Source organism: Mucilaginibacter paludis DSM 18603 (genome assembly GCF_000166195.2).
GTDB lineage: Bacteria > Bacteroidota > Bacteroidia > Sphingobacteriales > Sphingobacteriaceae > Mucilaginibacter > Mucilaginibacter paludis.
Genome location: NZ_CM001403.1, coordinates 1,634,052 through 1,649,473 on the forward strand (window position 1 = coordinate 1,634,052; position 15,422 = coordinate 1,649,473).

At 40.1% G+C, this 15,422-nt stretch carries 10 protein-coding genes; 5 read left to right on the forward strand and 5 right to left on the reverse strand.

From position 1 onward, the window contains the following. Positions 1-197 precede the first annotated feature (197 nt). From MUCPA_RS06960 to MUCPA_RS06975, 4 genes are all read left to right on the forward strand, one after another. The gene (locus MUCPA_RS06960) at positions 198-1,256 is read left to right on the forward strand and encodes a FecR family protein (RefSeq protein ID WP_008505333.1); all 1,059 of its coding nucleotides are present in this window, start codon (positions 198-200) and stop codon (positions 1,254-1,256) included. A 206-nt stretch (positions 1,257-1,462) separates the two neighbouring features. Next, a complete protein-coding gene (locus MUCPA_RS06965) occupies positions 1,463-4,960 on the forward strand; it encodes a SusC/RagA family TonB-linked outer membrane protein (protein WP_008505335.1) in 3,498 nt (1,165 codons plus the stop codon). Between the two features lie 31 nt (positions 4,961-4,991). Then, on the forward strand, positions 4,992-6,374 hold the full coding sequence (locus MUCPA_RS06970) for a RagB/SusD family nutrient uptake outer membrane protein (RefSeq protein ID WP_008505336.1): 1,383 nt from the start codon (positions 4,992-4,994) through the stop codon (positions 6,372-6,374). A gap of 47 nt (positions 6,375-6,421) precedes the next feature. Further along, complete coding sequence (locus MUCPA_RS06975) at positions 6,422-7,939, forward strand: TlpA family protein disulfide reductase (RefSeq protein ID WP_008505337.1); 1,518 nt, start codon at positions 6,422-6,424, stop codon at positions 7,937-7,939. 79 nt (positions 7,940-8,018) lie between these two features. On the opposite strand, the gene MUCPA_RS06980 is transcribed toward MUCPA_RS06975, so the two are convergent. From MUCPA_RS06980 to MUCPA_RS06995, 4 genes are all read right to left on the reverse strand, one after another. After that, complete coding sequence (locus MUCPA_RS06980) at positions 8,019-8,384, reverse strand: hypothetical protein (protein WP_008505338.1); 366 nt, start codon at positions 8,382-8,384, stop codon at positions 8,019-8,021. Next, positions 8,381-8,857, reverse strand: coding sequence for a MauE/DoxX family redox-associated membrane protein (locus MUCPA_RS06985; RefSeq protein ID WP_008505339.1), 477 nt, complete (start codon positions 8,855-8,857; stop codon positions 8,381-8,383). The genes MUCPA_RS06980 and MUCPA_RS06985 overlap by 4 nt, the downstream gene beginning before the upstream one ends. Before the next feature lie 294 nt (positions 8,858-9,151). After that, positions 9,152-9,763 carry a Crp/Fnr family transcriptional regulator gene (locus MUCPA_RS06990; protein ID WP_008505340.1) on the reverse strand — a complete coding sequence of 204 codons (612 nt, stop codon included), beginning with the start codon at positions 9,761-9,763 and terminating at the stop codon, positions 9,152-9,154. A 146-nt stretch (positions 9,764-9,909) separates the two neighbouring features. Then, the gene (locus MUCPA_RS06995) at positions 9,910-10,851 is read right to left on the reverse strand and encodes a helix-turn-helix domain-containing protein (RefSeq protein ID WP_008505341.1); all 942 of its coding nucleotides are present in this window, start codon (positions 10,849-10,851) and stop codon (positions 9,910-9,912) included. A gap of 561 nt (positions 10,852-11,412) precedes the next feature. On the opposite strand from MUCPA_RS06995, the gene MUCPA_RS07000 reads away from it, so the two are divergent. Further along, positions 11,413-14,274 carry a lantibiotic dehydratase gene (locus MUCPA_RS07000; protein ID WP_008505342.1) on the forward strand — a complete coding sequence of 954 codons (2,862 nt, stop codon included), beginning with the start codon at positions 11,413-11,415 and terminating at the stop codon, positions 14,272-14,274. Here MUCPA_RS07000 and MUCPA_RS07005 read toward each other — a convergent pair. Next, positions 14,228-15,331: a sensor histidine kinase gene (locus MUCPA_RS07005; RefSeq protein WP_008505343.1), complete on the reverse strand. Its 1,104-nt coding sequence runs from the start codon at positions 15,329-15,331 to the stop codon at positions 14,228-14,230. The genes MUCPA_RS07000 and MUCPA_RS07005 overlap by 47 nt on opposite strands. Positions 15,332-15,422 lie beyond the last annotated feature (91 nt).

Consider the following 15,422-nt stretch of genomic DNA (forward strand, 5'->3'; position numbering starts at 1 on the left):
CGCAAAATCATCAATGATTACCTATCGACAAACTTTGATGTCCTTCGGGTGCTCGTTCCGAATTACTTCGGAAAGCCAATTTGCGGTTTTTACCCTGCGTGTAATTGACAGCAAACAAATGGCGCATTAAAATAATTTATTTATTCAATAGCCCTATTTTCTCTTATGTTTTATTTTGTTGTGGAGTAACACAACAAATGAAGGATCAAATCTATATAAAAAGTCTCTTTAAAAAGTACCTCGACGATGAGTGTACTCCTGACGAGATCAATGAACTGTTTAAGCTAATCAGCAAAAAGGAAAATGAGGAACTTTTTAATTCCTTGATCGGTAATGAACTTTCTAAAGACACCCTAAAGCCACTGAAGGCCGAACAAGAAGATAAGATTATTACCAAAGTTAAATCTGTCATACTTAGCGAAATTCGGGCACAAATTCCCCCAAAGTCTAATCCATCCAAGTTTCCCTATAAAATAGCTAATACCTGGTTGAAGATCGCCGCTTTATGGCTGGTGGTCGGTTCAGCCACTTTATTCTTTTTTTACCAGCATTTTACAGATATTTATAATGCGCATATAAAAAATTCCTCAAAACAAATAGTTACCCAAAACGGCCAGAGAAAACTAATTAAGTTATTCGATGGAACCAAGATATGGCTTAGCCCGTCCAGCACGATAAAATATGCAGATCAGTTAGTTAATAGTTATCGAGAAGTTACGCTGGACGGCGAAGCCTATTTCGAGGTGGCGAAGGATAAAAAACATCCTTTTATTATTCATAGCGGACGGATGCAGACCCAAGTTGTTGGTACATCTTTCAATATCAAATCCGATAGTAAGCAGAATCTATACAGTGTTACAGTCGTAACCGGTGTGGTTAAGGTTGCCATGTTAGCGGCTAATAAGCATAAGCTATCTGAAGTTACTTTAAGGCCGAAACAACAGGCAGAATATAATAATGCTCAAGCAACTTTAACTGAAAAATCAATACCAACGGTTGCCCCCCTATTAAAAAAGCGAAATGGCATTTTAAGCTATGACGGAACGCTTGTGCCCGAAGTTGTTGCCGACTTCAGACGCTATTACAATCAAGATATTGAACTGGAAAACAAATCGGCATCCTGTCTCTGTTATGGCGAATTTGATACCTCAAAGCCGATTGATATTGTACTACGCCAATTAGTTGCAGCAATTGGCGCTACCGTTCGTCAAACTGACAAGGGATATGTTATAGTGGGAGGATGTAGTGACAAATAGTAATAACAAAAGATAAATAAGGGCTGCGCTCTCAGGCGGCCATCTAATCAATTTTTAACGAACAAACTCAACTGCAAAAAAATGAAAAATTGCTTTACAGGATTGTTATTGCCCTTTTTGTGGCTCATTCGAAAGCCGCTACCGCCAATTAATCAATTTGAAATGCGCATCATATTCTCCCATCAACCCCCATTTAATTAACCACTATGCTTAAAAACTTACCCACCAAATTGAAGTGCAGGTTATTTGTTTTAACCGTCGCAACGGCCTGTTTTTTTAACTGCGCTTTGGCAGTCGAAGTTTCCCGGTCGCAAGGCTTAACCAACCCAATTTCGATAGATATAGAAAAGAAAACATTAAAAGAAACGCTTGATCAAATCGCCAAACAAGGACAAATAGGAATAATATATAGCAATGCCAAAGGCATTCTGAATAAACAGGTAACTATACATGCAAAAGATCAGCCTGTGAGCAAAGTGCTTACTGAATTGTTATCGCCGCTTAAGCTTACTTACGAAATTATAGGCGACCAAATTGTAGTTTCCAGTTCGCGGCCTCCCACGCAAGGGCAATCTGAAAAACCGGCGTTTCCAATAAAGGGAAAGGTAACTGACAGTAAAGGGATACCGTTTCCCGGTGCTACTATTAAAATTAAAGGCGGGTCGGTATCAGCAACTACCGATAGCAAAGGTGAATTTGAAATTAATAATGTTGCTGATAGTACTGTTTTGCAGGTTTCTTTTATCGGGTATTTGACCAAAGAGATTGTTGTAACAAGTGCGGAATACTTAACAATAGTACTTGAAAATGGTGGCACACAACTTAATGAAGTTGCGATAGTATCAACGGGGTATCAGACGATTCCGAAAGAAAGGGCAACGGGAAGTTTTGTTCAAATCGATAATCAGTTAATAAATCGGTCAGTTTCTACAAATATTTTAGATAGGTTAAACGGAGTGACAAGTGGATTGATTTTTACTAATAATGGTAATCATCAATTCGGACAAAGTAATATCGAGATTCGTGGGCGAGCCACCTTGTTTTCAAATCCAGACCCGCTAATTATCGTCGACAACTTTCCTTATGACGGGGATGTCAATAATATAAATCCTAATGACATTGAAAGTATAACTATCCTTAAAGACGCGGCTGCGGCCTCCGCCTGGGGAGCCCGTAGCGGTAACGGCGTTATTGTTATAACAACAAAAAAAGGACATCTTAATGCTGCTCCAACCGTAAGTTTCAATGCCAATGCCACTATTGGTGCAAAACCAAATTTATATTATACTCCACAGTTGACGTCCGCACAATATATCGGGATAGAACATTTTTTATTTAACCAAGGCGCTTACAATGCCTCGATCAGTGACGGATATTCAGCATTGTCACCCGCTGTAGAGATTTTTTCGGCCAAAAGGAACGGCACTATATCGGCAGCCGATTCGCTGGCGCGGATCAATAAGCTAAAGGGATATGATTCAAGGCAGCAGATACTAAAATATTATTACAGGCCAAGCGTATTTCAGCAATATCAGGCCAGTATAAGCGGAGGTGGTGCTGCACAAAAGTATTTCGTGTCGGCAGGGTACGACAAAAACCTGAACAGTTACGTGAACAACAGCTACGACCGGGTTTCACTTAACGCCAGTAATACCTATTACTTTTTAAAAAACAAACTTGAATTTTTTTCCAATATTATTTATACAGCAAGCACCACAAAATCAGGGCCTGTCGTCAGTAATACCTTATATCCTTACGATCAGTTTGCAGATGCCAATGGGAACCCTTTGGCTATTGCCAAAACGCTAAGGCTGTCCTATGCCAGTACCGCCGGAAATGGCCAATTGCTCAACTGGTTATATAAACCACTGGACGAACTGAACAACGGCTATAGCGGCACGACTACCAACTTAACAGATTACCGGATAAACCTTTCCCTGACCTATAAAATTTTTCCGGGTTTAAAAGCGTTAGCCTTATATAACTATGAAAAAGGGGTTACAGAAAGTGATAACCTGAACGAACGCCAATCCTATTATACCCGGAACCTAATCAATACCTATACACAAATTGACCCGGTAACAGGCACCGTTACCCATCCCATCCCGCTTGGTGATATTTTATATACTAACTTAACCAATATCAGTTCCAATAACGGGCGTTTTCAGCTTAATTATGATAGCGCTTGGGGAAAACACGCTATAAGTGCGATAGCCGGAACAGAAATTAAGGACTATACCACTTTTAACAGTACCAACGGTCTGTATGGTTATAACCCTGAAACGGCCACCAACCAGAATGCCGCCGTTAACTATACAGCATACTATCCTAATTTTTACGGGTACAATACCAGTCAAATTCCAACAAATACTACCGGGTTAGGTACGGACAATCGTTTTTTTTCCTATTATTTTAATGGTTCTTACATTTATAATGATAAATATATTGCTTCCTTAAGCGCCCGCAGGGATGAATCCAATCTATTTGGGGTAACGACCAATCAGAAAGGGGTGCCGCTCTGGAGTGCCGGGCTTGCGTGGGTCGTCAACAAAGAAATTTTTTATAAAATAGACTGGCTGCCTCAATTAAAGCTACGCGCTACTTATGGCTATACCGGGAATGTGAACACTAATTTATCCGCTTACCTGACCGCAAGCCCCGGACTGACATCAAAAACCTATAACGCCCCTTATAGCCAGATCGTTAATCCCCCTAACCCTTCTTTACGTTGGGAAAAAGATCGGAATATAAATATCGGATTGGATTTTGCAACAAAAGAAAATCGATTGACCGGCAGTGTGGATTACTGGCACAAAAACGGCATAGATCTGATCGGGAACAGTCCAATAGCACCACAAACAGGCACTACCCTTTATACTGGCAATTCCGCCAATACCTCTACCAAAGGGGTAGATGTGCAATTAAATAGCATTAATTTGAATGGTAAGTTGAAATGGTTAACAACTTTACTATACAACCATGTCCAAAGCCGTGTTACAGATTATAAGGTAAGCAACGGAACGAATTACAATGTTGTTTCGGCCAATTATAACAACCCTTTGCAGGGCTATCCCTATTATGCCATTTTCAGCTTTAAATATGCCGGGTTAACTGCCACAGGCGACCCTCAAGGGTATTTAAATGGGACGGTAAGTTCAGATTATACGGGCATCGCCAATTCAACCAACCGATCCGAATTGGTTTACAGCGGTTCAGCCACACCAACATCCTTTGGTAGTTTGCGAAATACTTTTGCCTACAATGCCTTTGATTTATCGTTCAATATCACTTATAAGTTTGGTTATCATTTTAGGAGAAACTCATTAAATAATGATGGACTTTATTCCACCGGCGGCGGTAATTATCAAATGTCCGATTATGATAACCGCTGGCAAAAGCCGGGCGATGAGTTGCATACCAATGTTCCCGCTCTGATCTACCCGTCAAGCACTTATCGAACGGCATTATACACCTATTCAAATATACTGGTCGAAAATGCCGCCAATATCAGGTTGCAAGACTTCCGGTTAGGTTATACCCTTAGCAAAAAACCACATTTGCCGTTCAGAAACTTAAATGTCTTTGCGTATATCAACAATATCGGTATCCTATGGAGGGCCAATAAATACCACATTGACCCTGATTACCCAACAGGCATCCTGGTGCCCAGAACCATTGCCTTTGGAATTAAAGGCGACCTGTAACCCAGTATTTGACCCTAACAAAGAAATTAAAATGAAAAAAAACAAACAATGGTTTTATATAATGGCCCTGCTACTAAGCCTTTATGCCTGTAAAAAATCTGATTTTTTAGACAAAAAACCTGCTACTAATATTTTAACGCCAACCACGTTGACGGATTTTCAAAACCTGCTTAACAACACGAACTTTTTGAACAGCACAGGAGGGCTGGCGCAGCTTTCGGCAGATGAATATATGGTAAGCGATGCCAACTGGCTGAACGCAACGGCAACAGAACGGAACGCCTATATATGGGCAAATGACATATATGCCGGGGATGTGAATATACAGGATTGGAATACGCTGTATTTGCAGGTATTTTATTCAAATAGCGTACTGGACGGATTAGCCAAATCCGACAGCGCAATAACGTTACAAGGTCAGTATATAAAGGGATGGGCACTATTTACCCGTGCATTTGCTTTTTATGACCTGACACGAACTTTTTGCAAAGCCTATGATGCCAGTACAGCCAATTCGGATTTAGGTATCCCGCTACGCCTAAAATCGGGCGTTGATGATATTCAGCAGCGAGCAACCTTACAGCAAACCTACAATCAGATTTTCAGTGATCTCATAACAGCGGCAAGTTTGCTCCCTTCGACCAGGCCATCTGCTAACTTAAACCGCCCCTCAAAAATCGCGGTTTATGCTTTACTGGCCCGAATTTACCTGGATATGCGAAATTATGCGCAGGCTGAAAATTACGCAGATCAATGCCTGGGTTTGTATAGTAGTCTGATCGACTACAACACGATTAGCAAAACGGCAAGCAGCCCGTTCACTACGGTTAATAATGAACTGATCTACAATGCAAGGCAGGTGATCGCTTACCCTAATTTTTCCCTGACCACATCCGGCTCAAAAGGGAGAATCCCCATCAATATTATAAATCTATATGCTCCGAATGACCTGCGATTGTTGATTTTCTTTTCTAAATCAGCAGATGGCACCTACTACAGAAAAAAAGGTTATTACGGGTTAGGGAATTATGCTTTCACGGGTTTGGCTACCGATGAGCAGTACCTTATTAAAGCAGAATGCTTGGCGAGAAAAGGAATGGTCAGCGCGACTATGGATAAATTAAACCAACTACTGATCAACCGTTACAGTAATACCACTGCATACGCACCCTTGACGGCATCATCTCCTGCCACTGCTTTAGCTGCTGCTTTGACTGAACGTCAAAAAGAGCTGGTATGGCGAGGGCTCCGGTGGTATGACCTAAAGCGGTTAAATAAAGAGGGTGCTAATATTACGCTTAGCCGTATTATTAGCGGAACTACCTACACTTTACCTCCTAATGATAACCGTTGGGTATTACCCATCCCAACGGACGAAATCGCGCTAAGCGGCATACAGCAAAATCCACGGTAACCCATGATGAAAGATCCTTTATATTTTTTACTAAAGACAAAACAGATATGAAAATACATAATTTGTGTAGATGCATTTTATGGTTACTGATAACGGTACAGTTACCATTATTTGCCCGCGCACAAACAACCAATAAAAGGCATCCTGTGATTATTGATCTTGTTATAGATGATCCTGCAATGCTTCAGGATGCCGCTATTGAATTTAGCATGAGTAAGAATGACATTAATACCAATTATGCAATCGGCACAGACTTATACCGTTTCAAAATAACCGCAGCTAAGACTATGCTGGTCATTCCATTATCAGTCTCGCTCAACTATGGACGTATAGATTATGTTTATAACAAACCAGGGACAGGCAGGCCGCTTAACCGCAGCAATAATCTATTTCTTTTTCAGCAAGGAGATACGGTAGAATTGCATTTGTCAAATCAAAAGAACGGAGCTTTTTTTAGTGGTAGAAGCGCCGACACGTACAATTGTATGTATAAAATAAGTAACAGTGATGTGATAATTAACAATAATCAATATAATACCTACATGCGGTTAAAGGATTATGAAGCGGCATTTGACTGCCGTAAATCCCAACTGGATTCCATATTAAAAGTACAATCAGCCATCCTGAATAGCTTGAAAGGGAAATTAAGCCGGGAAATTTATAACTTAATTGGCTTGGATTGTTGGGGTAATTACAATCAAAGGCTTGTCGAAATGTATTATACACCTTTTACCCTGCAAACCACGGAAATTTATAAAACAGCAAAAAAATTGTTTATAAGGGATTACGGTCATTACAAAGAAAAGATCTTAACTGACTCTAATTTATTCGTTTTATCGTACCAGTATGCTGATTTTTTATTTAAAAAGGACAGGGCCTATGCCGTAATCATGAACAGCAATGCCGGGAAAAGCCATTATCCCGATCTTAAATTCGCGGATATTAATCAGGCAATTGATCTAAATCAGGATAATGGCGCTCTAAGGGATAAATTAAAATTGCTCGCCTTTTATGAAATAGACCGGCGAAGGCAGAGCGACTTTGTTGATTTTGTAAACAAGGCGGTTAGCGAAGCTGTAAATAACCAGTATAAAAAAGCCTTACAGGAATTTAGTGATAACAGCGCTATCGGTGCAAACGCGTATCCTTTTGAGCTTCCAGACGAAAATGGGAAAATCCGTCAATTGAAAGATTTTCAGGGTAAGGTGGTAGTTATGGATTTTTGGTTTACCGGGTGTGAGGGTTGTATAGGCATGGCTGCAAAGCTAAAGCCAATTATTTCATCCTTTAAGGCAAACCCTGATGTAATATTCATTACCGTAAGCCTTGACAGGAACAAAACCATGTGGTTAAAAAGTTTGGCTGCTGAAAAATACAGTGGTAAAAGTGAAATTAATCTATTGGCGGGAATGGACAGGCAATCAGCCATTGTCAAACATTATAATATTCAGGGATGCCCGACAATAATTATCATTTCCAAGGACGGAAAAATTATTTCTGTCGCACCACCAGACCCAAGAACTGATAGTAAAGCTTTTATTGCAATGGTGAAACAATCACTGTAATACTTGCTAAAAAGCTAATTAGCAAAAGAGGTGTCCCAATATTGGGATACCTCTTTTGGACTATCAGGCATTGTCTGGCTTATGGTTGATATAACGCGGCACTGGAACCAGATGCCGGAGTTAGCCATGAATGCGAAATATAGTTGTCAATTTCGGCAGCAGTGTAACTGGCCTGATCGGGAATGTTGCTTTTTCCTGAAGTAGTTACATCATAAACACATTGCCTTGTTGCCGGATCGCCGCAATTAGATGTATTTACACTGCTCTCCTGTACGAAGTTATTTAAAGTCGGTTGTACAATAAAATTGTCTGTTATCATACCGGCCTTTAAGGCCTTGTGAATTTTGACAGCCTCGTTACTTTCTTTTGCATTGGTAAAAGCACTAAATCCGATTGCCATAGCACCTACCAACAGGCCGTAAGCTACTTGTTTGAAATTTTTCATGATTTTTGTAATTTAAATGTTTTGTTAAAATTAATGAGCCAGACACCTGTAATGGCTATAAGTATGAATGCGAGATTAAACCATATATGTTGTCCCCAGCTTAGTTTTTCGATGGCTCCCCCGCAATGGCACGGAAGGGTTGGTTCCCAAATCAGCGCGCTTGCGATGTAAATTGTAAACGCAGACATTACTGCGATAAAGCAATATAGCCCAGTCTTTGCAGTGTTCGGCACCAACAATAACAACGCAACTAAAAATTCGACAATTGGAACAGCATAAGAAAGAAATAAGGCAAAGCCGCTGATCAAATGTACCCTTGCCAGACCTTTTAGGAAACGGTCGTGATCAACGGTTTTCGCATGGGCAGTATAAAAGAATAATGCCATACATAACCAACGGATAGCAATCGCTGTAATTTCCTTTGCAAGTTCTGAGATTTGAATTTTAGATTTAGTTGTTATTACACTTTCCATTGGAATTTTGGATTGACCATCTTATATAGTTGGATAAAGAGATAACTTCAGTTATCGGCAGGTACGTAACCCGCAATTGTATTCTTGTACTCTTTGTCACCAGTCTCCTTTCTTTTGTATTACTTGTAATAAGTAAGCGGTTAGGTATTGATTTAGGGTTACATAAGGGTTTGTAACTATGAGTTAAAGTTACAATCGGCAATTGTTATTGCCCGTACACCTATGTGGCGAAATGACTTAACCAAGGTTAACAAAGGAATTAACAAAGGTGATGCTTTACAGCAAAAAACGATTTTAACGGCAGCGATTCGCTTTGATCAGGCGGCTCAATGACTGCGGGGCAACATCAATATAAGATGCAATGATCTTTTTTGTGACCTTTAATTCAATTTTTGGATAGTGTTTTAATAATTGTTGATACCGCTCCCACGCAGATAAACTTACCAGGTCGTGGCTTCTCGTAGCAAAATGGGCGCTATAAAAAGAGGTAATACGGAAAGTGAAAACTTCGGCATAGGGAAAGGTCTGGTAAAGCTCATCTAATTGTTGCCGGGAGATAAAAAGCAGGTGGCTTCCGGCCATCACTTCTATGTTAAGTTTGGAAGGCTCTTTTTCAAAAAAAGCGGGCGGGTCAGTAATAAACGAATACTGATCCCAAAGCATAACCGTATGCTCCCGGTCATGCTGAATATCATGATAATACCCTCTCGCAAAACCTTTTTCCAGGAAGTAAATATACATGGCCTCCTGTCCTTCACTTAAAAGGAGTTGATCGCGCTGGTGATAACTATGGCCAACAATTTTATTCAGGTAAGCTGTTAACCGCGCTCTTTCACCTTCGTCTGATAACGCTGCCGGAAGATTCCTGATAGTAAATAGAAGCTTATATAATTCATCTGCTGTCATAATCTTGATCTTAAATGCAATCCCGGAGTTGCCAGTTACAACCGTTAAAAAAATATTATCAAAATTAACGACGGTATTTCGCTATAAAAATGCTTAGATCGGGTATTTATCCTAATTAAAAAGGAGTAATTTTTATGACAAAGACATTATAACATAGTGCTGTGGTGATTTTGTAATGTATAGATCAGCGCGGCACGGCTCTTTACATTGACCTTGCGGTACACATTTTGAAGATGTTTTTTAACCGTATTTTCCGAAATAGACATCAGATCAGCGATCTCTTTATTCGACTTGCCTTTATATATATACTGGATGATCAATATCTCCGTTCGGGTGAGATCAAAATGCAGGCAATTAGCCTGGAATTGATAAGGATTAGTTTCTCCGATGGTGATAGCGTTTTCTTCCAGGTATTCCTGCATGGCCCGCCTTGCCGACTTGATAAAAAATATGATCGTTATGATAAGGAATCCAAGGTTAGCGCATAAAGTTTCGACAACTTGCCCGACCTCCAGCCATGCGAACAACGTCATCGGCACCCACGGTAAAACAGCGAAGTAAACACTGATTTCCTCTGCATAGAAATGATCATCCCTGTTCTGCTGGTAACGCTTCCTGATCGCGGATAGAACAATCCAAAGCAATACCAGGGAATACGCAAACGGAAGGATTACGCCATAGCCCATATCTCTTTTAAGTTCTCCATTAATGGAATACATGATCACAAAAAAGATGATATAAGGGAGTATCAGGAAGATAGGCACACCATAAAGCACATGATTTCTTAACGCGGTTAGGTCAAACTCCTTGTAAAAATAAAATGGGAAATACGACACCATCAGGAAAGCCATTCCATAAGCGATGATATTCTGTGTTTTGACAGGCAATGGAATATTGGGGTCAGGAAAAAAACCGTTAGTAATATTATATAGCAACAGCAATAACAACAATAGGATATACCAACCCCGGTGCTTGTCCCGCAACCGGTAGAAGTATCGTGCCATCTGCCAGATAAACATGCAAAATTCCAGCATGATGAAACTGAACGTCACAATGTGCATTTTGGTTCCCGGGATAAGCATAGGCATGTATAAATTAGCTTGTTCAGGTTAAAAGGGACTTTAAAATCCCTTAAATTTTGTCTCAGCTCACTGCCACACGATTTCCCTACTATAGAATTAACATTCCAATCGGGCCTTAATTCATTGTGTTTAAGGCCCGGTTGGAAGACCAGCTTTAATTATAAATAGATGTACAATACCCGTGGCAACCCACCGTGAATTACCTCGTTAACACATTTGGCTCTGAGATTGGATTATTTAAATATGTTAACCTGCAATTTCACTTAGGTTAAAAAGCCAATCTAATTTAACCAATGTTTAAGGAATGCGGGTTTACTCCCGTTAGGAATATCGCCCGAATATTAACCGTTCCAGCCCGAAAATCAAGGGCTTTTACATCTATTTGACAAATGATTGTTTTGAACCGTCATTTTTTGGTATGCAATTAAGATTTAGACTAAAAACAAAATCTAAATATCTGAATCCTTTAAACAGGCTTTTCTATCCTGAAAACAACCCCTTGCATATAACTTCGTTACCCTGAAATGCAATTGCAGATTTCTTTGCGCTGTAACAACTTTTCAGCCAATGCAGAAAATTAAATCAGGTAGCTTCCAATTAAACTTACTCAATACGGCTTTATGCAGGACGCCGGTATTCAGCCCCACAGATCAACTGGAAAACAAATGGGATGAATTAAAAGAACTCATCAATCTTTCCTCTCCGTCATTTTACCACCTGATTGCTAATTGTAGTAAAGCTGACCTGGACACTTTAAGTCCGAAAATCCGTTATACGATCTGGAAGTATTTTAATCGCGTCAGGTATAGGCCTACGCCTTTTGGAAAACTGGCAGCGATTTCCCTCGTTCCGTTTTTGGCCTTTCCCCAAACGCCTGTAATTTTAGAAGATACGTTATCCGTACATGAGTTCATCGATTGGAAGGATGTTTGCCAACACAGGTTCAATAATAACATAAGCGTATCAAAAGCCCGGTGGCTCATTGCTAACTCGACGATCTATTTTATTGATACAAACGTTCGTTACATCCGCAGAAACGAAGATTTTTTTGAGTTGGCAGTAATTGCAGGCTTCCCGGAATTGATTACTGTGCTAACAATCTGCCGGAAAAAAATTTCACGGGACGCACTTTTCAAAAAGATGGCCTCAGAACTGAATGTGAATGACCGTCAGATAAAGCAACTTCTTTCTCAAATGCTGCGGCTCCAGCTTTTATTTTCTGAGGTTGAAGTCAATATCACGGGAAAAGAATATTTTCAAAGAATAGGGCTTAAAAACAGCAAGCTATCTTTGAAGTATTTAATTTCAGAAAGGAAGCTGGTTTCAGGAGCGATTGCCGATCACGACATGAAAGAGCTGCCACAACTGATAAAATTTTTGGCAAAACACCTTCCTGATACTGAGAATAAAGACCTGGCTAATTTTTGTAATGCCTTTCTTAAAAAATTTGAACATCGGATAGTACCATTAATGACCGCATTAGATTTAGAATTGGGAGTTGGTTATGGAAACTTTGGAAAACGGAACGCGGCCTATGATTTAACAGAGCAACTGGATATTTTGGGGGCAAATGAAAAGAAAAAACAACAACACATCCCATATACAGCACTCCACCGTTTTCTGATTGACAAGCTTACGAGCGGCGACCCGATCAGGCTGGAAGAATTTACAACAGGCCAGGAGTCATCAGATTTGCCGTTGCCAAACACGTTTAGCGTTTTACTTCATTTTTACGATAAACATCCGGTCATCGAAAATATCGGTGGTTGTACAGCTAATGCTTTATTAGGCCGTTTTACAATTGCCAGCACTGAATTGGAAAATTTCGCCCTGCAGATCACGGATTTGGAACAGCGCGCAAACCCCGGCATCCTATTTTTTGATGTCGCCTACCATCTGGAAAAGGACGTTGACAATGTCAACAGGCGGAAACAACTTTACCCATTTGAATTGCCGATCATGAGCTGGCCTTGTGAAGATGAGCCACTTTTCACAGAGGATATATGGGTTACCATCCGGGGAGCGGAAATCGTACTATGGTCGAAAAAGTATAATAGAAGAATGGTGCCGCGAATCCCATCGGCCTATAATTATTCCCGTTCTGATCTTGGGCTATTCCGGTTTTTGAGTGACCTTCAGCACCAGCATATCAAATCAGACCTTAACTTTCAATTGCCTTTTATTTTCCCGGAGCTTGATTATTATCCCCGTGTTTATTTTAAAAATGTGATTGTATCGCCCGCAAGCTGGAAATTACCAGGTGCCCTTCTTAGCTCGATACAAACTGAAAAAAGGGAATCAGCGCCGGAATTATTGAAGGACTGGCTTTATCAAAAAGGTATCCATCATCCTTTTACCGCCGGTCATAGTGATCAGAAGCTATGTTTCAATCCTTCTGAGGAATCGGATATTGACGCATTTTTATCCTATTGCCGGCAGCAGGGGAGGCTTGCCGTTTATATCTCAGAAGCCTTAATTTCAGATTACGATGTATTTACAAACGAATCAGGTAAAAAACATATTACGCAGATTATTGCAAGTTATGGGCATAGCCATCCCGTATATGAATTACCTGATTTGGAATTACCGGCAAATAGTCCTGATGAAAGTAGTATCGTCCCTCCCGGAAATGACTGGTTGTATTTTGAAATATATTGCCACCCGGCGAGAGCGAACGAAATATTGGTCAACAAGATCCGCCCCCTGTTGATGGAGATTAAACCGCAAATATATAAATGGTTTTTTATCCGGTATGATGACCCGCGGCCTCATATCAGGTTGAGGTTGCATCTAATAAACCAGACTGAAGGTTACGATATAATAAGTGAAATCCGGTCTTTAATAGAACCTGATCTAAAGATCGGGTTAATCTCTGACTTACAGATTAAAACCTATTTTCGTGAAACCTGGCGTTATGGTGATAAGAGAATGGGACTAACCGAAAACCTGTTTTTTCAGGATAGTAAATATGTAATGGGGTTGCTGGTCGGTAATAAAGCAATGGATAACTATTATGCGTCAACATTGATAATGATGAGCCTATTGGTTGCTTTAGTATTCAAAGACAGCGACGAGCAGTTGAATTTTGCAAAAGCAATGGCCGATAGTTTTAGCTGCGAATTAGGGTTGAGCCGGACCAGCTTTAAATTGCTGAACCAAAAATTTGAAGCACTGAAGCGGGATCACTTAACCGAAACTAAAATGGTAGCATTCAAACTTCAAAGTCAACTTTTAAAGGCTTACAGAAATCTGTTCAAAAAAAGTAACGATCTAACCGTTAGGCGTAAGCTATTGGCAGATGTACTCCACATGCATATTAACCGTCTTTTTATTTCCGATCAACGCATGCACGAGGGCATATTATACCAGTATTTGGTAAAGTTTATGTTAAGACAGCGCTTACGTTCAAACGTCCCAGCGGAATGCTGAGGTTTAAATGAAAGTGATTGGTTTGATCGGCATGATAATTAAAAGTTACTTCTGACCCGTAAGTATAACCTAATCTTTTCTGGATATTGTTCAGACCGGCGTGAGAGCCAGTATCGGATGTGTTTTGCGAAATAAGATTATAGGTGTCTATATGCAGGTAATGGGCATCAAGATTCAGGTTAATAACGGCTTCGTCGTTGGGTTCACTTAGATCTCCATGTTTAAAAATATTTTCGATCAGCGTCAACAGAACTAAAGGGATCAGACGGATATTCCGGATTTGCTCAGTATAATTCAGTTTAAAATAAAGTGAATGGTTTTGCCTGACCTGGTTCAAATAAATCAGGTTTTCGGCCTGGTCAATTTCGTCCCCTAAATAAATGTATTCCCCCATCTTATCGGCATCAACGGCATATCTCATCATCTCTGTTAAGACGATCACCGCGTCAGCGGCAATAGGTGACGAATCAGCGATGCTGTGATAGATAAAATCAAGTGTGTTAAAAAGAAAATGTGGATTGATTTGGGCTTTTAAGAAAGCGTTCTGCGCCTTCGTTAATTCCTGTTCCGCTTTTTGCTGAGTAATGATGTCGTTCAAATGCTGCTTTTCTAATTCATTTGTTTTTCTTTTCTCTTTCATATAGGTCACCAGGTAGTAATAACCTGTAGAAAAGCCTGCAAAGTATCCGCCCCGGTAAAGCATACTAAAAAAGTACACCCAGGACATGCGAAATGGCTTTTCATGAATGACAATCCCGCTGTCAACTAATATTACATCGAAATTGAAAGATACGAAAACAAATACGGCCAGCTCAACCAATACAAGCGGAAGCCGGAATGCGATGAATTTTTTTATCGCTAACGCCCAGGGCAAAACGATTTCAGCATGGACATAAAAAAGTATGATGGCTGCGATATAATGCAGTAAATAAGTCATGGGGTGTCCAAAAACACCGGATACATAGCCGATTAAAACCGCTTCATAAAAAATGTACAATGCCCAAACCAACAACTGTAACTTATATCGATTAAACCACAACTGGAAATTCTTTTTCATGTAAATGTTGTTTTATAGATAGAAACAAGGCCATTCCATATACCATCATTTGTTACGGTTCTTTTTCGCCCTAAGTTTCCGGAAAAAAACT